Here is a 21,139-nt window from a genome sequence, read left to right on the forward strand (position 1 = left end):
TTTCTCGCGGGGGTCCGGTGGGGGTCGTGGGCATCAGTAAACCGTCGCCTCGTGGCGGATCTCGCCCGACGCGGGATCGGGCTCGGGAGCGTCGGCCGGCCCCTTCCGGGCGGCCTTCACGATGAGCTTGAACTCGACGACGGCGAGCGTGCCGTAGACCAGGGTGAAGGCGACGAGCGAGATGAGCACCGTCAGGCCGGTCACCCCGGGCGAGACGCCGTCCTCGGTCTTGAGCAGCCCGAAGACGAGCCAGGGCTGTCGACCCATCTCGGTGAAGACCCACCCGACGATCATCGCGAGCAGCGGCATGGGGTAGCTGTAGACCGCCGCGCGCCAGGCCCACCGGTTCTGCGGGAGTCGGCCGCCCCGCGTGATCCAGAGGCCGACGACCGAGACGAGGACGCTGACCATGCCGAGGCCCATCATCCAGCGGAAGGACCAGTAGGTCACCCAGATCATGGGCGAGTAGTCGCCCGGGCCGTAGAGCTGCACGTACTGCGCCTGCAGGTCGTCGATCCCCTCGACCGTGCCGTCGAAGGTGTGCGTCGACAGGAACGACAACAGGTACGGCACCCGGATGCTGAAGAGCTCGTGCACCCCGTCGGGCGTCCCCAGGGTGAAGATCGAGAACGAGGCGTCGGCTCCGGTGCTCGTCTTGTAGAGCGCCTCGGCGGCGGCCATCTTCATGGGCTGGGTCTCGACCATGGCGAGACCGAGCTGGTCGCCCGTCAGGAAGGTCAGCCCGCCGGCGACGACCATCGTCCAGAGGCCGAAGCGGAGGGCCGGGCGCATGGTCTCGAGGTTCTGGTTCCGCGAGAGGTGCCAGGCGGCGACCGCGACGATGACCGCGGCCGACACCATGAAGCAGGCGAAGATCGTGTGCGGGAAGGCCGCGAGGGCCACCTTGTTGGTCAGGACCTCCCAGATGCTGGTGAGCTCGGCCCGACCCTTCTCCTCGTTGATGTCGTAGCCGACCGGGTTCTGCATGAAGGCGTTCGCGGCGATGATGAAGTACGCCGAGAGGATGCTGCCGACCGTCGCACCCCAGATGCTCAGCAGGTGCAGCTTCGGTGGCACCTTGTCCCAGCCGAAGATCCAGATGCCGATGAAGGTGGCCTCCAGGAAGAACGCGAGCAGGCCCTCGAGCGCGAGGGGGGCGCCGAACACGTCGCCGACGAACCGCGAGTAGTCGGACCAGTTCATGCCGAACTGGAACTCCTGCACGATGCCCGTCACGACGCCCATCGCGAAGTTGATGAGGAAGATCTTGCCGAAGAACTGGGTGAGCTGGAGGTGGTGGATGCGGCCGGTGCGCACCCACGCCGTCTGGAAGACGGCCACGGTGAAGGCCATGCCGATCGTGAGCGGCACGAAGAGGAAGTGGTAGATCGTGGTGAGGCCGAACTGCCAGCGGGACAACAGCAGCGGGTCGAGCAGCTCGTTCATCGGGATGCGCCTTCTCCCTCGGGTGGTGGTGGTGGTCGTGCGTCGCACCGTCGGGACGAGACGAGCATAGGTCCGCAGATAATCGACACCTGTCGTTTTGGACCCCCGGGCGCCGTGCACTCGCTGTGAATAGGCTCGGGCGGGTGAACGACCTGCTGACGACCCTGCTCGACCTCGTGCAGTCCGTCGACCCCGTGCTGAGGACGGTGCTCGCGGGCGTCGCCATGGTGCTCGAGACGTCGGTCCTGCTCGGCCTGGTCGTCCCGGGCGACACGGTCGCCATCGTCTCGGCGACGGCGGTGGCGTCGCCGGTCGAGTTCGGGGCGCTCGTGGTCGCCCTCGTGCTCGGCGCCCTGGTGGGTGAGAGCGTCGGCTTCGCCCTCGGTCGCTTCTTCGGGCCCCGCATCAGGGCGAGCTTCCTCGGCCGCCGCATCGGCGAGGCGAACTGGGTCCGCGCCGAGAACTACCTCGCCCGACGGGGCGGCATCGCCGTCTTCGTCTCGAGGTTCCTGCCGGTGCTGCACTCGTTGATCCCGCTGACCGTCGGGACGAGCCCCATGCGGTACCGGACGTTCGTCGCGTGGACGACGCCCGCGTGCATCCTGTGGGCGCTCGCCTACGTGTCGGTCGGGGCCGCGGCCGCGGGCAGCTACCGCGAGCTCGCGGATCGACTGCACCAGGCCGGGTACGTCTTCGTCGGCATCATCGTGGCGTTCGCCCTCGTGGTGGTCGTCGTCAAGAAGCTCCTCCACCGCCGCGAGGAGCGGCACATGGCGCACCCCGACGGGGACGCGGGCGACGAGACCCCCTGACCCGCGCCTCCTCGGACCCCGGCCGCCCGCCGGGTGCGCCCGTCGGGCCGCGACGGCGGACCCGGACGACGAAAGAGCCCCGCTCCGCGGACGGAACGGGGCTCTCAGAGGGGTCTGCCTACTGGTCGAGCAGGCCCTTCTCGGTCAGGTAGTCCTTGGCGATGGTGGCCGAGGACTCCTTGTCGGTCTGGCTCTTCGAGTTGAGCTGCTGCAGGTCGGAGGGGCTCAGGACCGCGTCGACGCTGTCGATGACGTCCTGCGCGTCGGAGTCGACCTTGTCGGACACGATCGGGACCACGTTCTGCGGCAGGATCATGTTCTCGGGGTCGTCGAGGGTGACGAGGTCGTTCTCGGCGATCAGCGGGCTGGCCGTGTAGATGTCGGCCAACTGGACGCTGCCGTCGGTGAGGGCCTTGACCGTCAGCGGGCCACCGCCGTCGTCGATCGGGGTCGAGGTCACGTCGACGCCGTAGACGCTCTTCAGGCCGGGAGGGCCGTAGGGGCGTTCGGCGTTCTCGGGCGGAGCGCCGAGGGCCAGCGTGCCGGAGTAGTCCTTGAGGTCCGCGAGGCTCGTGATGTCGTTGTCCTCGGAGAACTGCTTCGTCACGTTGTAGCTGTCCTGGTCGGACGCCTCGGCGGCCTTGAGCGCCGTCAGGCCGTCGGGCAGGGCCTCGGCCAGGGCGGCCTCGACCTCTTCGGGCGACTTCGCGGTCTCTTCTTTGTCGTAGTACTGCAACAGGTTGCCCGTGTACTCGGGGAAGACGTCGATCTTGCCCGACTCGAGCTCGGGCAGGTAGACCTCTCGCTGACCGATCTGGTACTGACGGTCGACCGTGTAGCCCTTGGCCTCGAGGGCCTGGGCGTACAGCTCGGCGATGATCTCGTTCGAGTAGTACTGCTGCGAGCCGATGACGAGCGTGTCGCCGTCGCTCGACGCGGACGAGTCGCCCGAGCTCAGCGGGTCGCTCGACGCGCACCCTGCCAGGGCCACCATGGCCCCGATCGCGACTGCACCGAGAACGGTGAGCCGGCCCTTCTTGTTCGCTGTGATCACTGTGTGCCTTTCGTGAGGGGTGTTGCCGTGACCGCCCCGGCCCGGACGGCCTTGGAGCGGGTGTCGGAGGGGCGACCGGCCGTGACCCCGGCGGGGACGACCAGGCGCTGGACGATCGAGAAGACCACCTCGAGGACGACGGCGAGGGCGATCACGACGATCGAACCCGCCAGCATCTGGGTGTAGTCGTTCGACCGCAGGCCACGGAAGATGTAGGTGCCCAGGCCGCCGGCACCGACGACGGTGGCGATGGTCGCCGTCGCCACGACCTGCAACGTGGCCGAGCGGATGCCGCCGATGAGGAGCGGCAGCCCGAGGGGCACCTCGACCTTGGTGACGATCTGCCACTCGGTCATGCCCACGGCCCTGGCCGCGTCAACGGTCTTGCGGTCGACGGCCTCGAAACCCGAGTAGGCGCCGGCGAGCACCGAGGGGATGGCCAGGACGACGAAGGCGATCATCGGCGCCGTGATGCCGATGCCGACGAGCAGCGCCAGCAGGAACACCAGCCCGACGGTGGGCAGGGCCCGTGCACCACCGGTCAGGGCGACGGCGAGGGTCCGGCCACGACCCGTGTGTCCGATGAGGTAGCCCGCCGGGATGGCGAGGACCGAGGCGATGACCACGGCGACGATCGTGTACCAGAGGTGCTCGCCCAACCGGGTGGGGACCCCGTCGACTCCCGAGAGGTGCGCGGGGTCGCCCAGCCAGGCGAAGGCGTCGAGGAAGAGGTTCACGGCGCCACGACCTTCTGCCGGGCCCAGGTGGGCGTGTTCGCCCTGGTCGGGGCCTGACCCCTCGTCCAGGGCATGAGGGCTCGACCGAGCAGGACCAGCAGACCGTCGAGGACCAGCGCCATGACGATGGTGAGGACGATGCCGGCCACGATCTCGGCCATGATGTCGCGCTGCAGCCCGTCGTTGAAGAGCAGTCCGAGCCCGTTGATGCCGAGGATGCCGCCGACGGTGGCCAGGCTGATGGTGCTGACCAGGACGACGCGGAGGCCGGCGAGCAGGACCGGGCCGGCCAACGGGACCTCCACGCGCCAGAACCGCTGCCACCCCGAGTAGCCGATCGCCGTGGCGGACTGGCGCACGTCGGCCTCGACCGACTGGAGGCCGTCCGCGACCGACCGGACCATCAGGGCGACGCCGTACAGGGTGAGGCCGATGATGAGGTTCGTGTTGCTGCGGATGCTGTAGCCGATGAGACCGGGCAGCACGACGAGCAGGGCGAACGAGGGCACGGCGTAGAAGAGTCCGGCGACCGCGAGGACGACGCCCCGCAGCCGCGTGTACCGGTTGGCCGCCCACCCGATCGGCAGCGAGATGACGAACGCCAGGACGACCGGGGGCACGCTGAGGCCGAGGTGCACGATCGTCTTGTCGAGGACGTAGTCGCTGTTCGACACGATCCAGTTCACGACGCCCGCCCACCTCGGACCGGCTCGGTCAGCACCCCGGCGGTGCGTCCGTCGCCGTCGACGACCACCTGCCCGGTCGGGGTCTGCTCGACGTGGAGCGCGCGCTTGCCGCGGTTGGCCCCGACGAACTCGGCCACGAAGTCGGTCGCCGGCGCCGAGAGGATCTCGGCCGGGCTGCCCTGCTGGGCGATGTGACCGCCCTTCTCGAGGATGACCACCTGGTCGCCGAGGTAGAAGGCCTCGTCGATGTCGTGCGTGACGAACACAACCGTCTTGTCGAGCTCGCGCTGCAGGCGGATGAGCTCTTGCTGCAGGTCGGAGCGGACGAGCGGGTCGACGGCGCCGAACGGCTCGTCCATGAGCAGGATGTTGGGGTCGACCGCGAGTCCGCGGGCGACGCCGACGCGCTGCTGCTGCCCGCCCGACAGCTGGCTCGGGTAGCGCTGGGCGAGGCCGCGGTCGAGCCCGACGGTGTCCATCAGCTCGAGGGCCCGGTCTCGCGCCGCCCGCTTCGAGGTGCCCGTGAGGACGGGCACGGTGGCGATGTTGTCCACGACCTTGCGGTGCGGCAGCAGACCGGAGTTCTGCATGACGTAGCCGATGCTGCGGCGGAGCGCCACCGGCTCGAGGTCGCCGATCGACTTGCCGTCGATCTCGATGACGCCGGAGGTCGGATCGACCATGCGGTTGATCATGCGGAGGATCGTCGTCTTGCCGCAACCGCTCGAGCCGACGAAGACCGTGGTCTTGCGGGAGGGGATCACGAGGCTGAAGTCGTCGACCGCCAGGGTGCCGTCGGGGTACTGCTTCGTCACGGAACGGAACTCGATCATGGGTGGCTCATTCCTCGTGGGCAGCACGAATCGACACTTGCCAGGGCGTTCACCCAACCACAGATCTCGACGATGTGTCATCGACCTCGCCGAGGCCGCGGACACACGCCGTCACACGGCCCGCGAGGTCAGCGCAGGGTGACGAGCGGCTCGAGGTAACCCGTCAGGACCGACCGGCACTGGCCCACGAAGCGCTCGTCGCCCGTGACGTCGTCGATGAACGCCCGCGCGAGCAGGGCGTTGGCGATCTCGACCGCGACCTGCAGGCCCAACTCGAGCTCGTCGGTGCGGACGACCGAGCAGTGGTCGACGAAGACGGCCGACAGCTGCTCGGCCAGCGGACTCGTGTACTGGCGCGACTCGGGCGTGCGCACGTCGGGTGCGTCACCGAACCGGATCGCACGGAACCCGGGCTCGCTGCGGTACATCTCGGCCTTGGCGTCGACGAACGACTCGACGGCACGACGCCAGTCGGTGACGACGTCGTCGGACACGAGCTCGGTCACGCGACCGGTCAGCCGCTGCACGCAGCGGAGGGCGAGGGCGTCGACGACGGCGATGCGGTCGGGGAAGTACCGGTAGACGGTGCCGATCGAGGCGCCCGCACGCTCGGCCACCATGGCCGTCGTCAGACGCTCGTAGCCGATCTCGTCGATGATGGCCGCGGCCGCGTCGAGCAGGCCGGTGAGCCGCGCTGAGCTGCGGGCCTGGACGGGCTCGTTCCTGAGCAGCGGTGAACCCCCGGGCAGTGCGTCATTGACGTCGGTGACGAGCAACGTTTCTCCGTTTCGTGGCGATGCCTCGACGGGGTCGGGCATGGTGCGACGACGTCGAGGGTGACCGTGGTGTCGGTCACCGGTTGTCGGCGGCTGCCGTCAGAATGGACCGCATGTGCGGACGATTCGTGATGGCGCGCGCCTCGAGCGACCTGGTGGCCCTCTTCGACGTCGATGTATCAGGAGAAAGTCTCCCAGAGCCTTCCTGGAATATCGCTCCGACTCGACCGGTGAGTCTGCTGGTCGACGCCGCTCCGCGGGGTGACGACGCGGGTGGTCCGCCGGTGCGGCGACTCGCCGCCGCCCGCTGGGGTCTCGTGCCCGGCGGGTCGACCGGCCCCGACGCCGGCCCGCCGTTGTTCAACGCACGCTCCGAGTCCGCCGCCGAGAAGCCGTCGTTCCGCGACGCCGTCGCCTCGCGGCGGGGGCTGGTGCCGGCGACGGGCTGGTACGAGTGGCAGACCCTTCCCGACGGCCGGAAGCGCCCGGTCCTCGTCCGCCTGCCCGACGACGAGGTGATCCTGTTCGGGGCGCTGTACGAGTGGTGGCGCGACCCGTCCGCCGAGGTGGGCGCCCCGTCTCGGTGGCTGCTGTCGACGACCGTCCTGACCCGCGCCTCCTCGGGTCCCGTGTCCGAGGTGCACGACCGGATGCCCGTGCTCGTCGGCACCGACGTCATGGACGACTGGCTCGACCCCGAGACCGAGGGCGACGACGACCTGGTCCAGGGCATCGCGGGCCTCGGCACCGAGATCGCCGAGCGCCTCCTGCACCACGAGGTCGGCCCCGAGGTCGGCACGACGACCGTCGACCACCCCGGGCTGCTCGATCCCGTGCACTGAGCCGCCCGCCCGGCGGCTCGCCGTGCGAGACTGACCGGATGCCCGACACCCGCAAGGCACCGCCCGCCGCCGTCGAGCCGTTCCTGCACCGCGCGGCACGCATCGAGAACTCGGTCCACCGCTTCCGCGAGAAACGGGCCCGACGTCGCGGCCTCCTGCCGACCGTCGTGCCGTACACCGGCTACGGGGCCCCCGGGTGGGCCCGGGTGCTGTCCCGGGTGCTGCTGACCCGCACGGGCACCCTGTCGGGCGTCGACCGCCTGAACGTGAGGGGCTGGCGCAGCTTCACGAGCGTCCCCGTCGAGAAGGCCCTCGTCGAGATCTCGCTCGGTGGGCACGTCCAGCGCGTGCAGACCGACCGCGGCGGCGTGCTCGACGCGCGCATCCCGGTCGACCTCGAACCGGGCTGGCACGTGGCGACCCTGACCACCGAGGGTTCGACGCCGGTCGAGGCGCCGATCTTCGTGATCGACCCGGAGGCGCGGTTCGGCATCGTCTCGGACATCGACGACACCGTCATGGTCACCTCGTTGCCCCGGCCGATGCTGGCGGCCTGGAACACCTTCGTGCTGAACGAGCACGCCCGTCGGCCCGTGCCCGGCATGGCCGTCCTCTACGAGCGGCTGAACGCGGCGAACCCCGGGTGCCCCGTCGTCTACCTCTCGACGGGAGCGTGGAACGTCGCGCCGACGTTGTCGCGGTTCCTGTCGCGCAACCTGTACCCGAGCGGCCCCCTGCTGCTCACGGACTGGGGGCCGACGCACGACCGGATCTTCCGCAGCGGGCGGCTGCACAAGCAAGAGTCGCTGCGCCGCCTGGCGGAGGAGTTCCCCGAGCTCAAGTGGCTGCTCGTCGGCGACGACGGCCAGCACGACGAAGAGTTGTACGGCACCTTCTTGCACGACCACCCCCAGAACGTGGCCGCCGTGGCCATCCGCCAGTTGTCCCCCAGCGAGGCCGTGCTGGCCGGCGGCCGGTCGTCGCGATCCGAGCACGCCGGCGGCAGCGACGTGGCCTGGGTGTCGGCGCCCGACGGCGCGGGCCTGTGGGAACAGCTGCTCGACAACGGCGTCATCGACTGATCAGCTGACCGTGTCGACCTCCGCGCAATAGTGGGAATTTGACTTTTACGAGCCGATTCTCGCTGTTATGCTGGGTTATCCCGTGATTGGAGGACCATGCGTGACGACGATCGGATGCCGGGCGACACCGAAGGGCCCGTCGTGTCCACCGACGAACGCGAACGACAGGTGGGCGACCAGGTCCGTCGCCTGAGGCTCGACCGGGGCCTCGACCAGGTCGAGCTCGCCCGACGGGCGGACCTGTCGCCGAGCACCGTGCAGTCGCTCGAGGCCGGGCGGGGCAGCACCCTCCGCAGCCTGGTTCGCGTGCTGCGGGCGCTGGGTGCGGACGACGCCCTCGCCCGCCTGGCCCCGGCGAGCGCGGTCAGCCCCCTCGACGTCCTGAGGTCGTCGGCCGACGAGCCTCGACGCCGGGTGTACCGCCCGCGGGGCGCCCGGCCGCCCGAGGGCGGCTCGTGAGCTGGGTGCCGGTCCGCGCGGTCGAGGTGACGGCGTGGGGACTGCGGGTGGGGGCCGTGGCACCCGACCCCGCTCTCGGCGCCTACGTGTTCGAGTACTACCCGGACTGGGTGGCCAGGGGCATCGAGCTCGCCCCGTTGACGATGCCGATCCGCGTCCGTAGGCACGTGTTCCCGCAGCTTCCCGAGGCGACGTTCCACCGGCTGCCCGCCGTGCTGGCGGACGCGATGCCGGACGACTTCGGCAACGCCGTGATCGACGCCTGGCTGGCGCGGCAGGGCGTGTCGAGGCAGCTCGTGAGCCCGTTGGACCGGCTGGCCTACATGGCCGACCGGGCGATGGGCGCGTTGGAGTTCCGGCCGTCCCGGGGCCCGCGGCAGCGGACGGCCAGTGCGCTCGAGCTGAGCGAGCTGGTCGACGGGGCGCGGAGCGTGCTGGACGCCCGCTTCAGCGACGACCGCGAGACGGAGTCGGCGATCCGGTCGTTGATCCAGGTCGGGACCTCGGCGGGTGGGGCGCGGGCCAAGGCGGTGGTCGCGTGGAACAGGGCGACGGGCGAGATCCGGTCGGGTCAGGTGGCGGCGCCCGAGGGGTTCGAGCACTGGCTGATCAAGCTCGACGGGCTGGGCCCGGACTCCGAGTTGGGGTCGGGCGGCCTCGCCGGTCGGATCGAGTACGCGTACTCGTCGATGGCGGGGGCGGCGGGGATCGACATGGCCGAGTGCCGGTTGCTCGACGAGAACGGACGGTCGCACTTCATGACCCGACGGTTCGACCGTCGCGACGAGGGCAAGGCGCACGTCCTGACGCTCTGCGGGGCGGCCCACCTCGACTTCCGGCAGCGGCAGGCGCACGACTACGGTCAGCTGTTCGACGCCGTCCGTCGCCTGGGGCTGGGCGACGAGGCGATGGCCCAGGCGTTCCGGCGGATGGTCTTCAACGTGCTGGCCGCCAACAACGACGACCACACCAAGAACTCGTCGTTCCTGCTGGCCGGGCCCGGGGCGTCGTGGGCGCTGTCCCCGGCCTACGACGTGACCTTCGCGCACAACCCGACGGGGCGGTGGACGTACCAGCACCTCATGGGGGTGGACGGGGTCTTCCGGGACGTCTCGCGGGCGGACGTGATGCGCCTGGCCGATCGGTTCCTGGTGCGGGACGCGTCCGGGATCGTCGACGAGGTGCGTGACGCGGTGGGACGTTGGCGTTCGTTCGCCGACGAGGCCGGCCTACCCCGCGAGGCGGCCGACCACGTCGAGGAGGCGCTGCCCCGCTGGTGAGGCGGCTCCCGTCCCGGCACTCCCGGCCACGGGGCGTGGAGGCACCCCGAGGGGGTGGCCGATGTCGGTGGAGGTTCGTAGACTCCGTTCGAACACACATTCGAACGAGAGGTCGGCAGATGAGGGTGGACGAGAAGGTCCCGGTCGAGACGACGGCCGACGGGGCGCCCCTGCGCTTCGAGTGGCGGGGGGTCGTGTACGGCGTCGTCAGCTCGCCCGAGCTCTGGGTCACGCGCACCGACTGGTGGCGCTCGGCGACCCGGGCGCCACGAGGGGCGAGCGCTCACCTGCTCGAGATGACCGTCTGGCGGGTCGACGCCGTCCCGCTCACCGACGGCGCCCATCGGGTCGACGGCACGTTCGACCTGGCGCTCGACGGCCGGGGCGACTCGTGGTTGCTGCTCGGGGTCTTCGACGACCGGGTCGAGCAACAGCTGTTCGCCTGACGCCGGGGCTGCGCCACGACGGGGCCGCGCCCACCGGGAATGGCCCTCGTGCCACACTCGTTGCAGCACCAGGCGCCCTGCGCCCCGGGGACGCCGTGGTCCCGCACCACTCCGTCACCCCGATCGAAGAGAGCCCCCGATGAACCCGTTGCTGTGGTTGTTCGACGCCCAGTTGCACATCGGCGACCAGACCATCCTCTGGCGCGAGGTGATCGGCAACGTCTTCGGCCTGCTCAGCGCCCTCGGCGGCATGCGACGCAAGGTCTGGGCCTGGCCGATCGGCATCGTGGGCAACGCCCTGCTGTTCACCGTCTTCCTCGGCGCGGTGTTCGACACCCCGAACCCGGTGAACCTGCTCGGCCAGGCCGCCCGGCAGGTCATGTTCATCGTGGTGTCGATCTACGGGTGGTACCGCTGGAAGCACGCCGGCGACACCGGCGGCGTGGCCGTCGAACCCCGCTGGGCAGGAGCGAAGAACCGTGTGCTGATCGTCGTCGGCCTGGTCGGCGGCACCGCCGTGCTGACCCCCCTCTTCCGGCTGCTGGGGTCGTACGAGCCCGTCTGGGCCGACGCCTGGATCTTCACCGGGTCGCTGCTGGCGACCTACGGCATGGCCAAGGGCTGGGTCGAGTTCTGGCTGATCTGGGTCGCGGTCGACCTGGTGGGCACTCCCCTGCTGTTCAGCGCCGGCTACTACGCGTCGGCGTTCATGTACGTCTTCTACGGGGCCTTCACGCTCGCCGGCTTCGTCGTCTGGGCCCGCACCCGTCGGCAGAAGCCCAAGGTCGAGACGCTCTGGCCCGACCCGACGCTGCAACGCTGACCCCGGCCGGGGGCCCGCTGGTTTGATGAGCGCATGCCCCTGCCCATCGAGAACTACGCACTGATCGGCGACCTGCACACCGGATGCCTCGTCGGCACCGACGGCAGCATCGACTGGCTCTGCCTGCCCCGCTTCGACTCCGCCTCGACCTTCGGCGCCCTGCTCGGCGACCACGACTCGGGCCGCTGGCTCGTGGCCCCCGTCGACACGGGCGCCACCTCGACCCGGCACTACGTCGACGACACCTTCGTGCTCGTCACCCGGTGGACGACCCCCACGGGGGTCGTCGAGGTCACCGACCTGATGCCCTACGGCGACCGACGGGCCGACGTCGTCCGTCGCGTGACCGGCGTCTCGGGCACCGTCTCGATGCACGTCGACCTCGCCATCCGCTTCGGTTACGGCACGGCCGTGCCGTGGGTGCGGCAGGTCCCCGAGGGCGACGAGACGGTGCTCGTCGCCACCGCGGGGCCGGACGCCGTCGTCGTCCGCGGCCCCCGCCTGACGGCCACCGACCACACGCACGAGGCGACCTTCGACGTCGCACCGGGCGAGACCGTCGACCTCAGCCTCACCTGGTACCCGTCGCACCGCGAGCCGCCCGCTCCCGTCGACGTGTCGGCCCGCATCGACGAGACCGTCACCTGGTGGCAGGAATGGGCGTCGCGGTGCTCGGCGCCCGAGGTCTACGGCCGCGAGGTGCACCGGTCGCTGCTCATCCTCCGGGCCCTGACGAACGAGGACACCGGCGGGATCGTCGCCGCGGCGACCACGAGCCTGCCCGAGCAGTTCGGCGGCTCACGCAACTGGGACTACCGCTACGTGTGGCTCCGTGACGCGTCGATGACGCTCCAGGCACTCATCCTGCACGGCTACGCCGAAGAAGCCGACCGGTGGCGCGGCTGGCTCCTGCGCGCCATCGCCGGGGACCCCGCCGACGTGCAGATCATGTACGGCCTGGCCGGAGAACGCTACCTCCACGAGAGCGAGCTCGGGCAGCTGTCCGGCTACGACGGGGCGTCGCCCGTCAGGATCGGCAACGCCGCCTACAAGCAGTACCAGGGCGACATCTTCGGCGAGGTGATGGTCGCGCTGCACGAGGCCCGCCTGCTGGGGGTCGAGGAGAGCGAGTACTCCTGGCCGCTGCAACGCGCGCTCGTGCAGTACGTCGAGGACAACTGGACCCGCCCCGACAACGGCATCTGGGAGATCCGCGGCGAACTCCAGCACTTCACCCATTCGCGCGTGATGATCTGGGCCGCCCTCGACCGGGCCATCCAGGGCGTCGAGCAGTTCGGCCTGGACGGCCCCGTCGACCGCTGGCGAGGGTTGCGCGACGAGGTGCGCGCCGAGATCGAGACCCACGGCTGGAACGCCGACCGCGCCTCCTTCACCCAGCACTACGGGACGACCGAGGTCGACGCGTCACTGTTGCAGCTGGCGCAGGTCGGCTTCGTCGCCGCCGACGACCCGCGCATGCTCGGCACCGTCGCCGCGATCGAGCACGACCTGCTGCAGGACGGCCTGTTGATGCGGTACCGCACCGAGAGCGGGGTCGACGGGCTCGAGGGCGCCGAGAACCCCTTCTTGACCTGCTCGTTCTGGCTGGCCGAGCAGTACGCCGCCTCGGGACGGGTCGACGACGCCGTCACCCTGATGGACCGACTCGTGGGCTACTGCAACGACGTCGGCATGCTCTCGGAGGAGATCGAGGTCGCCACCGGCCGCCACGTCGGCAACACCCCGCAGGCGCTCTCGCACCTGGCGCTGGTGCGCGCTGCGGACGCCATCTCGAAGGCGAAGGCGGGGGCGGACGCGGACGGCTAGGCCCCGCACGGCGACGGCCGCCCTGCTCTGACGAGCGGGGCGGCCGTGACGCGGGACGCAGGAGGGATCAGGCGGGCCAGTCCTTCGGACCGGTCGATCCGGCGGCGTACGTGTCGAGCGGCACGCGGTCGGCCTTCCAGGCCTCGATCACCGGCGCGACGATCGCCCAGCAGCGCTCGGCGACGTCGCCACGGATGGACAGCGTCGGGTCGTCGTGGAAGATGCCGCTGAGCACCTCGCCGTAGGGGGTCAGCTCGGGCTTGCCGAGCGTCACCTGGAACGTCGACTTCTCGAGGTCGAAGGGGTTGCCCTTGCCGTTGGTCGTGACGCCGAGCTCCATCGTCTCGGGGCTGATCTCGATGCGCAGCGTGTCGGGAGTCGACGAACCGTTGAGCCCCTCGGGCAGTGCCGGCACGGGCTTGAACGTGATGAGGACCTCTTTGCGGATCTTGGTCATGCCCTTGCCCGAGCGGAGGATGAACGGCACGCCGGCCCAGCGACGCGTCTTGACCTCGAACTCGACCTCGGCCAGGGTCTCGGTCTGGCGCTCGACGTCGACGCCGTCCTCGTCGGCGTACGCGGGGACGTCCTTGCCGTCGATGGTGCCGGCGGCGTACTGCGCCCGGCGGCTCGAGGCGATCGGGTCGGCGTCCTTGACCCAGGTGGCCCGCAGCACGCGAGCGATCTCGCTGCGCAACTCGACCGAGTCGATGCTCGACGGGGCGTCCATGGCGATGACGGCGAGCACCTGCAGCAGGTGGCTCTGGATCATGTCGATCAGGGCGCCGGCCTTGTCGTAGTACTGGGCGCGACCCTCGAGGCCGAGGACCTCGTCGTAGAAGATCTCGACCTTCTCGATGTTGTCGCCGTTCCAGACCGGCTCGAAGAGGCGGTTCGCGAAGCGCAGGCCGATCATGTTCAGCACGGTCGCGCGGCCCAGGAAGTGGTCGGTGCGGTGGATGCGCTCTTCGGGGACGATCTTGAGCAGTTCGGCGTTCAGCTCGCGAGCGCTCTCCTCGTCGGAGCCGAACGGCTTCTCGAGGGCGAGGCGGAGGCCGTCGGGCAGGTCGATCTCGGCGAGCGCCTGGATCACCTTGGTGCTGATCGCGGGCGGCAGGGCGAAGTACATCACCGGGGTGCCCTCGCTGGCCTCGAAGAGGGCCTTCAGGTGCTCGACCGTGGTCGGGTCGCCCTGGATGTACCGGCTCGACGCGAGGGTCTTCTTGGCGAGGTCGCTGCCGGCGTCGCCGTTGAAGGCGGTCTTCACGACGTCGTCCCATTCTTCGGGGCTGCGCTCGCTGCGGCCGGTGCCGATCAGCTGGACGTCGACGCCGCGGTCGCTCTTCAGCAGGCTCGCGAGGCCGGGGAGCAGCAGACGCTCGGTGAGGTCTCCGCTGGCTCCGAGGATGATGAGGGTGGTGGTGTCTGTCACAGTGCAGCTTTCGTGGGGAGGGCGGCGATCGTGTCGTCGCTGGTCGATCAGGCGGCGGGGGTTCTCGGGGCCACGGGTGTCAACGCACAGGGGGGACGGGCATTCCCGTCGACCGCCCCGGCCGGGTGGGGGCACGGGTCGCGTCTCGGCGTCGGTGCCCGGTCAACCGTACTGCTCCCGGAGGTCGTGCGCCGTATCGGGGTCAGCGGGCGTCGTCGTCGGCGCGACCGGCGGGGGCGTCGTCGTCCTGCCCGGTGTCGTGCGGCGCGGTGTCGCGGGGGGCGCTCGCGTCGTCGACCGGCCCCGTGCTGTCGGTGCCGCCCACGCGGCCGCCGGTGCCGTCGTCGTCCGCCGCGCGCGCCTCCTCGGCGGCGTCGTCCTCGGGGCGGGGCGCGGTCGTGTCGTCGGGGTCGAGGGCGGCGATGACGCGTCCGAGCGAGACCGCGATCGAGACCCCGCCGCTCGTGGCGGTGGTCGGGCGGTCGCGATGGCGGTCGACCGCGTCCCAGAGGTCGGCGACGCGGCGGCGGGCGTCGGTGAACGCGTCGGCGTCGTCCGTGCCGTGGCGTCGGATGACGGTGGCGACGCCGTGAACGGCGTGGGCGACGTCGGGCGCGAGGTCGTCGGGCATGCCGATCTGGCGGCCGATGCGACGGCCGAGGATGCCCGAGACCTCGGCCACGTCCTGCAGGTGGAACGACACGCGCTCGTAGACGGCGAGGTCGGCGTAATCCTGGCCCAGGTCACGGCGCCGCAGCAGCCGGCGGGGGTTGAGGTGGCGGGACTCGTCGGCGTACCGGACGGCCTCGCGCACCCGACGCAGGGTGCTCGGCAGGACGCCGACGCGGCGTTCCCACTCGTCGTCCTCGAGCGGCCAGGTCGTCTCGAACACCCCGGCGATCTCGTCGGCCCGGTCGGCGAGCGAGTCCCGGACGCGGGCGAGGCGCTCCTCGGCGCGTGAGGCGTAGAGCGGCGGCACGAGCACCAGGTTGACCACGACGCCGACGACGACGCCGACGCCGACCTGCACGACGTAACCCAGCGAGTAGGCCTCGGCGTTCGAGCCGCCGAGCAGCAGGACGAACAGCCCGGCCGTCAGCACCCAGTCGCGACCGGCGCCGAGCCAGCGGATGCCGGCCACGAGGACGCCCACCCCGACGACGAGCGCGACGGCGAGGACGCCGGGCCGCCCCTCCTGCAGGGCAAAGACCGTGGTGGCGAGGACGATGCCGACGACGAGGCCGAGCAGCACCTGGAACCCCTGCCGCACCGAGCTCTTGATCGTCGGGTACATGGCGATGACGGCGCCGAGCGGGGCGTAGTAGGGGTACTCGGCCGCCACGCCCGGCACGTGCGGGGCGATCCAGTAGGCGAGTGCCGCGGCGAGCGCGGTCTTCACCGCGAGCAGGAGGCGCGGCTGGGCCAGCAGGACGCGGGTCCAGTGGGTGGCGGTGCGGGCGTCGCGACGCAGGGCGCCCCCTCGACGGGGCGGGGCGGTGCGTCGATCGGGCATGCCCCGATGATGACAGGCGGCGGGACGGACGGGTGACGGGCACGACGGGTCGGCTCGGGCGACGTACACTGGTCGAACACCTGTTCGAACGACCCGGCCGGGGGTTCAGCAGCCCGAGGTACCGACCATGAGCTTCATCCACCTGCGCGTCGCGTCGGCGTTCAGCGCGCACCACGGCACGGCGCACCCGAAGGCGCTCGTCGACGCCGCCGTCGCGGCGGGGGCCGACGCCGCGGCGATCACCGACCGGGACGGACTGTACGGGGCGATCCGTCACATCGGAGCGTGCCGGACGGCGGGCGTCGACCCGATCGTCGGGGTCGAGCTGGGCTGTCGTGACGACCGCGAAGGGGGCGCGTCGGTCGGTGGGGCCGACGGGCGCGACGGGTCGGGCGCCGTCGACCGCATCGTGGTGCTGGCGCACGGGGCACGGGGTGGTGGCCCCGCGAAGGCCGGGTGGGCGGCGCTGTGCCGCCTGATCAGCGCGTCGCACGGGCGGGCCACCCGCAAGGCCAGTGGCAGTGCCAACAGCGTCGCGACGATCGCCCGGTCGCGGGTGCGGGGGTTCGTGCAGGGCGAGACCGAGCCCGCGGCGACCGTCCTGCTGGGGCCCGACTCCGACGTCGGGCGACTGGTGCAGGCCGGGCGGCACAGCGAGGCGGCGGCGTCCCTGTCGGACTGGGCGGCCGCGCTGCCGGGCGGGGTCGTGGTCGAGGTCGTCTGCCACCTGACCGAGCCGGGCGAGAGCCGCAGCATCCGGCACGCGGCGCGCATGCTCGAGCTCGCCGACCACGTCGGGGTGCCGGCCGTGCTGACGAACGCGGTGCGCTACCTCGACCCCGACGAGGCGGTCACGGCCGACGTGCTCGACTCGGCTGGCCACCTGGCCGCGCTCGGCTCGTTCCGGCCCCAGCCCAACGCCCAGGCGTACCTCAAGGGCCCCGGCGACATGCGCCGGCTGGCCCGTCTGGTGAGCGACGCCTCGTCGTTGCCGCGCAGCGCCGGCGACGAGATGCTCGCCGCGACCGAGCGACTGGCCGACCGGTGCCGGCTCGACCCCGCCGCAGACCTCGGCTGGGGCCGTCCCAAGGTGCCAGAACTCAGCGCGATCGGCATCGACGGCGACCCCGACCAGGCCCTGTTCCGACGGGCCGAGGCGGGCGTCACCGAGCGCTTCGGCGACGCCGACCGAGCCCTGCGCGACAAGGTCGAGGACAGGATGCGCTACGAGCTCGGCATCATCACCGGTTTCGGCTTCGCGGGGTACTTCCTCACCGTGGCCGACGTCTCGGCACTGATGCGCGACCTGCGGGTGCGCAACGCGGCGCGGGGGTCGGGTGCCGGCAGCCTGGTCACCTACCTGTTGCGCATCTCGAACGTCGACCCGATCGAGCACGACCTGCTGTTCGAGCGGTTCCTCGGCAACAAGCGCGAGACCCTGCCCGACATCGACATCGACGTCGAGTCGGCCAGGCGACACGAGGTCTACCGGGCCGTCTTCGACCGGTACGGCAGCAACCGGGTCACGCTCATGTCGATGCAGTCCACCTACCGGGGTCGCGGTGCCGTGCGCGACGCCGGCCTCGCCCTGGGGCTCGACGACGAGCAGATCGACCTCGTGGCCAAGAACGTCTGGCGGTCGAACGCCCGCGACCTGCGCACCGCGATGGCCGAGAAGCCCGAGCTGCGCGAGATCGCCGAGCTGGCCCGCAGCAACGACCAGATCGACCTGCTGGTCGACCTCAGCGAACGGCTCGACCGCCTGCCCCGGCACATCTCGATGCACCCGTGCGGGGTGATCCTCGGCGACTCCGACCTGCTCAGCACCACCCCCGTGCAGCCGAGCGGCATCGGCCTGCCGATGAGCCAGTTCGACAAGCACGACATGAACGACGCCGGCCTGCTGAAGCTCGACGTGCTCGGGGTCCGCATGCAGAGCTCGCTGGCCTACGCCCTCGACGAGATCGAACGGGTCAACGGTCCGCGTGCCGCCCTCGCCGGCGCCCTGCCGGTCGACGTGCCGTACGTGAACCGCCAGGGGCGCATCGAGCTCGACGAGATCCCCCACGACGACGAGCCCACCTTCGAGGCGATCCGCACCACCCACACCCTCGGCATGTTCCAGATCGAGAGCCCGGGGCAGCGCGAACTGATCGGCAAGATGCAGCCCGACCGCTACGAAGACCTCATCGCGGACATCTCGCTGTTCCGCCCCGGCCCGATGAAGGGCAACATGATCGCGCCCTTCCTCGACACCAAGCACGGGTTCCGGCAGCCCGACTACCTGCACCCGAGCTTCGCCTCGTTCCTCGACGACAGCTACGGGGTGGTCATCTACCACGAGCACGTGTTGCGCATCCTCGAGGCCACCATGCAGGTGTCGCTCGCCGAGGCCGACGAGATCCGACGCCACATGGGCAAGGGCGACGACGACGCCCTCGAGGCGACCTTCCGCGAGCGCACCCGCGGCAACCTCGACCCCGTGACGGGGCGCCGTCGCTTCGACGACGCCGCGGTCGACCGCATCTGGGCCGCGCTCAAGGGGTTCGGGTCGTTCGGCTTCTGCAAGGCCCACGGGGCCGCGTTCGCGCTGCCCACGTACCAGAGCGCCTGGCTGAAGACCCACTACCCGGCCGAGTTCCTGGCCGGCGTCCTCACCCACGACCCCGGCATGTACCCGAAGCGACTGCTGCTGACCGAGGCCCGGCGCATGGGGGTGCCCGTGCTGCCGCTCGACGTCAACGCCTCGACCGACGTCTACCGGGTCGAGCGCCTCCGTCCGCCGGCGACCCCGATCGCCCCGACCCGGGTGGGCGACCTCGGGCTGAGGCTGTCGCTGGCCGACGTGCACGGCATCAGCGACGCCGAACTGGCCCGGGTGGTCGTGAACCGCCCGTACGACTCGATCACCGACTTCTGGCAGCGGGCGACGCCGTCACGGTCGCTGTTCGAACGCCTGGCGCAGGTCGGGGCGCTCGACTCGGTCGCGGGGCCCGGCCGCACCCGCGGCGACGTCCTCGCCCGGGTGCGGGCCCTCACCGGCCGGTCGTCGCGACCGCGGGCCGCCGACGTCGAGAACCAGCTCGACTTCTCGATCGACGACTCCGACACCGTGCCGACCGGGACGCCCGACGTCGGCGCCCGGCAACGGGTCAGCGACGAACTCGACATCCTGTCGATGGAGGTCAGCGAGCACGTCATCGAGAGCTACCGGCCGATGCTCGACGACCTCGGCGTCGTGCGGGCCGCCGACCTGCGCGACCACTGGAACGGCACCACCGTCCTCGTCGCGGGCATCCGCATCGCGACCCAGACCCCGCCGATGCGCAGCGGCAAGCGCGTCGTCTTCATCAGCCTCGACGACGGCAGCGGCTGCTCGGACTCGACGTTCTTCGAGGAGGCCCAGGCCCGAGCCGGCTCCCTGCTGTTCGGCACCCAGCTCATGCTGATCCAGGGTCGCACCCGTCGCACCGGCGAGCGCGGCATCTCGCTCGAGGCCGAGAACGCGTGGGACCTCAAGGCGATGTGGCGCGACTGGAACGCGACCCGCGCCTCCTCGTCCCGCACCTCCTCGTCCCTGGCCGTCGAGAACTCCTGACCCCTGCTGCGGACGCCTGCTCGGGGGGCCGCCGTCACGGGCCGACCGACGCACCGACCAGGAATCACCGACGCCCCGTGCGTAGGGTGGCGCCATGAGCGATCAGCAGGTCAAGGGCAGCTACGTCGAGCCGGGCCAGGAGTACACCCGCGACACCAACTACATCGAGGACCGCATCACGCGCGATGCCGTCGACGGGTGGCCGGTCGAGGCCGGCCGGTACCGGCTCGTCGCCGCCCGGGCCTGCCCGTGGGCGAACCGCAGCGTGATCTCGCGCCGCCTGCTCGGGCTCGAGGACGCGATCTCGCTCGGCCTGCCCGGCCCCACGCACGACGCCCGCAGCTGGACCTTCGACCTCGACCCCGACGGCCGCGACCCCGTGCTCGGCATCGAGCGCCTCCAAGAGGCCTTCTTCGCCCGGACGCCCGACTACCCGCGGGGCATCACCGTGCCGGCCGTCGTCGACGTCCCGAGCGGCAAGGTCGTCACGAACGACTTCCCGCAGATCACGCTCGACTTCGCCACCGAGTGGACCGCCTTCCACCGGGAGGGCGCGCCCGACCTCTACCCCGAGGCCCTCCGCGGCGAGATCGACGAGGTGAACGCCGTGGTGTTCCGCGACGTCAACAACGGCGTCTACCGGGCCGGTTTCGCCGGCTCGCAGAAGAGCTACGAGCGCGCCTACCGTACCCTCTTCGACCGGCTCGACCGGTTGTCCGAGCGCCTGGCCGGGCAGCGCTACCTCGTCGGCGACACGATCACCGAGGCCGACATCCGGCTGTTCACCACGCTCGCCCGGTTCGACGCGGTCTACCACGGCCACTTCAAGTGCAACCGGAACAAGCTCACCGAGATGCCGGTGCTCTGGGCCTACGCCCGAGACCTGTTCCAGACCCCGGGGTTCGGCGACACGATCGACTTCGACCAGATCAAGGCGCACTACTACGTGGTGCACTCCGACATCAACCCGACCGGCATCGTCCCGGTCGGGCCCGACGCGTCGGGGTGGCTCACCGAGCACGGCCGCGAGCAGCTCGGCGGCCGGCCGTTCGGCGACGGGACTCCCCCGGCCCCGCCCCGCGCGGGCGAAGAGGTGCCGCCGCTCGTGTCGGCCTGAGCCCGGCAGCGTGAGCGCGTGATCGACCCCTCCGACCGGCTGCGCACGACGCGGGACGAGGCGCTCGCGCTGGCCGACCGGCTGCTCGCCGACATGGAGGCGGTGGCGGCGGCCCGAGAGGGAGCGAACGTCGACGACGAACACGACCCCGACGGATCGACCATCGCGTACGAGCGGTCGCAGCTCGACGCCGTCCGGCGGTCAGCCCTCGAGCGGGCCGCCGACGCGGAGTCCGCCCTGGCCCGCGTCGCCGACGGCACCTTCGGCCGCTGCGAGCGCTGCTCGGCCCGCATCGGCGAGGCCCGGCTCGAGGCGCGACCCACCGCCCGACTCTGCATCGACTGCGCGAGCTGACCCGCGCCTCCCGCCCCCCGGA

General features: G+C 71.1%; 18 protein-coding genes and 1 pseudogene. 11 read left to right on the forward strand and 8 right to left on the reverse strand.

Annotated features, from left to right (window positions below; translation table 11 throughout):
- Window positions 1-33: 33 nt before the first annotated feature.
- Window positions 34-1,446 carry a cytochrome ubiquinol oxidase subunit I gene (locus tag ABID81_RS12800; protein WP_354595164.1) on the reverse strand — a complete coding sequence of 471 codons (1,413 nt, stop codon included), beginning with the start codon at window positions 1,444-1,446 and terminating at the stop codon, window positions 34-36.
- Between the two features lie 143 nt (window positions 1,447-1,589).
- Here ABID81_RS12800 and ABID81_RS12805 point away from each other — a divergent pair, with 143 nt between their 5' ends.
- The gene (locus tag ABID81_RS12805) at window positions 1,590-2,258 is read left to right on the forward strand and encodes a DedA family protein (protein WP_354595165.1); all 669 of its coding nucleotides are present in this window, start codon (window positions 1,590-1,592) and stop codon (window positions 2,256-2,258) included.
- A 118-nt stretch (window positions 2,259-2,376) separates the two neighbouring features.
- Here the strand turns inward: ABID81_RS12805 and ABID81_RS12810 are convergent, their stop codons facing one another.
- The 5 genes from ABID81_RS12810 to ABID81_RS12830 all read right to left on the reverse strand — a co-directional run bounded on the left by ABID81_RS12810 (window position 2,377) and on the right by ABID81_RS12830 (window position 6,344).
- Window positions 2,377-3,312, reverse strand: a complete 936-nt coding sequence (locus tag ABID81_RS12810) for an ABC transporter substrate-binding protein (protein WP_354595166.1) — start codon at window positions 3,310-3,312, stop codon at window positions 2,377-2,379.
- A complete protein-coding gene (locus tag ABID81_RS12815; protein WP_354595167.1) occupies window positions 3,309-4,049 on the reverse strand; it encodes an ABC transporter permease in 741 nt (246 codons plus the stop codon). The genes ABID81_RS12810 and ABID81_RS12815 overlap by 4 nt, the downstream gene beginning before the upstream one ends.
- The gene (locus ABID81_RS12820; protein ID WP_354595168.1) at window positions 4,046-4,735 is read right to left on the reverse strand and encodes an ABC transporter permease; all 690 of its coding nucleotides are present in this window, start codon (window positions 4,733-4,735) and stop codon (window positions 4,046-4,048) included. Before ABID81_RS12820 ends, ABID81_RS12815 begins: the two co-directional genes overlap by 4 nt.
- The gene (locus ABID81_RS12825) at window positions 4,732-5,568 is read right to left on the reverse strand and encodes an ABC transporter ATP-binding protein (protein ID WP_354595169.1); all 837 of its coding nucleotides are present in this window, start codon (window positions 5,566-5,568) and stop codon (window positions 4,732-4,734) included. The genes ABID81_RS12820 and ABID81_RS12825 overlap by 4 nt, the downstream gene beginning before the upstream one ends.
- A 128-nt stretch (window positions 5,569-5,696) precedes the next feature.
- Window positions 5,697-6,344, reverse strand: a complete 648-nt coding sequence (locus ABID81_RS12830) for a TetR/AcrR family transcriptional regulator (RefSeq protein ID WP_354595170.1) — start codon at window positions 6,342-6,344, stop codon at window positions 5,697-5,699.
- A 113-nt stretch (window positions 6,345-6,457) separates the two neighbouring features.
- Between ABID81_RS12830 and ABID81_RS12835 the strand changes: the two genes are divergently transcribed.
- The 7 genes and pseudogenes from ABID81_RS12835 to ABID81_RS12865 all read left to right on the forward strand — a co-directional run.
- Window positions 6,458-7,186, forward strand: a complete 729-nt coding sequence (locus tag ABID81_RS12835; RefSeq protein ID WP_354595171.1) for an SOS response-associated peptidase — start codon at window positions 6,458-6,460, stop codon at window positions 7,184-7,186.
- Window positions 7,187-7,224: 38 nt separating this feature from the next.
- Complete coding sequence (locus ABID81_RS12840) at window positions 7,225-8,268, forward strand: App1 family protein phosphatidate phosphatase (RefSeq protein ID WP_354595172.1); 1,044 nt, start codon at window positions 7,225-7,227, stop codon at window positions 8,266-8,268.
- A 141-nt stretch (window positions 8,269-8,409) separates the two neighbouring features.
- Entirely contained in the window at window positions 8,410-8,727 is a 318-nt protein-coding gene (locus ABID81_RS12845) for a helix-turn-helix domain-containing protein (RefSeq protein ID WP_354595173.1), read from the forward strand.
- On the forward strand, window positions 8,724-10,007 hold the full coding sequence (locus ABID81_RS12850; protein ID WP_354595174.1) for a type II toxin-antitoxin system HipA family toxin: 1,284 nt from the start codon (window positions 8,724-8,726) through the stop codon (window positions 10,005-10,007). Before ABID81_RS12845 ends, ABID81_RS12850 begins: the two co-directional genes overlap by 4 nt.
- A gap of 119 nt (window positions 10,008-10,126) precedes the next feature.
- Entirely contained in the window at window positions 10,127-10,453 is a 327-nt protein-coding gene (locus tag ABID81_RS12855) for a DUF6504 family protein (protein ID WP_055972315.1), read from the forward strand.
- Between the two features lie 139 nt (window positions 10,454-10,592).
- Entirely contained in the window at window positions 10,593-11,276 is a 684-nt protein-coding gene (pnuC, locus tag ABID81_RS12860; protein ID WP_354595175.1) for a nicotinamide riboside transporter PnuC, read from the forward strand.
- A gap of 27 nt (window positions 11,277-11,303) precedes the next feature.
- Window positions 11,304-13,103: pseudogene (locus ABID81_RS12865) on the forward strand (glycoside hydrolase family 15 protein); the annotation flags it as partial.
- A 67-nt stretch (window positions 13,104-13,170) separates the two neighbouring features.
- Here ABID81_RS12865 and ABID81_RS12870 read toward each other — a convergent pair.
- Complete coding sequence (locus ABID81_RS12870; RefSeq protein WP_354595176.1) at window positions 13,171-14,535, reverse strand: glucose-6-phosphate dehydrogenase; 1,365 nt, start codon at window positions 14,533-14,535, stop codon at window positions 13,171-13,173.
- A 202-nt stretch (window positions 14,536-14,737) separates the two neighbouring features.
- Window positions 14,738-16,048, reverse strand: coding sequence for an FUSC family protein (locus ABID81_RS12875; protein WP_354595177.1), 1,311 nt, complete (start codon window positions 16,046-16,048; stop codon window positions 14,738-14,740).
- Window positions 16,049-16,175: 127 nt separating this feature from the next.
- Here ABID81_RS12875 and ABID81_RS12880 point away from each other — a divergent pair, with 127 nt between their 5' ends.
- From ABID81_RS12880 to ABID81_RS12890, 3 genes are all read left to right on the forward strand, one after another.
- A complete protein-coding gene (locus ABID81_RS12880) occupies window positions 16,176-19,646 on the forward strand; it encodes a DNA polymerase III subunit alpha (protein ID WP_354595178.1) in 3,471 nt (1,156 codons plus the stop codon).
- Between the two features lie 94 nt (window positions 19,647-19,740).
- A complete protein-coding gene (locus tag ABID81_RS12885; RefSeq protein ID WP_354595179.1) occupies window positions 19,741-20,763 on the forward strand; it encodes a glutathione S-transferase family protein in 1,023 nt (340 codons plus the stop codon).
- Window positions 20,764-20,781: 18 nt separating this feature from the next.
- On the forward strand, window positions 20,782-21,117 hold the full coding sequence (locus tag ABID81_RS12890) for a TraR/DksA family transcriptional regulator (RefSeq protein ID WP_354595180.1): 336 nt from the start codon (window positions 20,782-20,784) through the stop codon (window positions 21,115-21,117).
- Window positions 21,118-21,139 lie beyond the last annotated feature (22 nt).

The organism is Frigoribacterium sp. PvP054 (genome assembly GCF_040547465.1).
Taxonomy (GTDB): domain Bacteria; phylum Actinomycetota; class Actinomycetes; order Actinomycetales; family Microbacteriaceae; genus Frigoribacterium.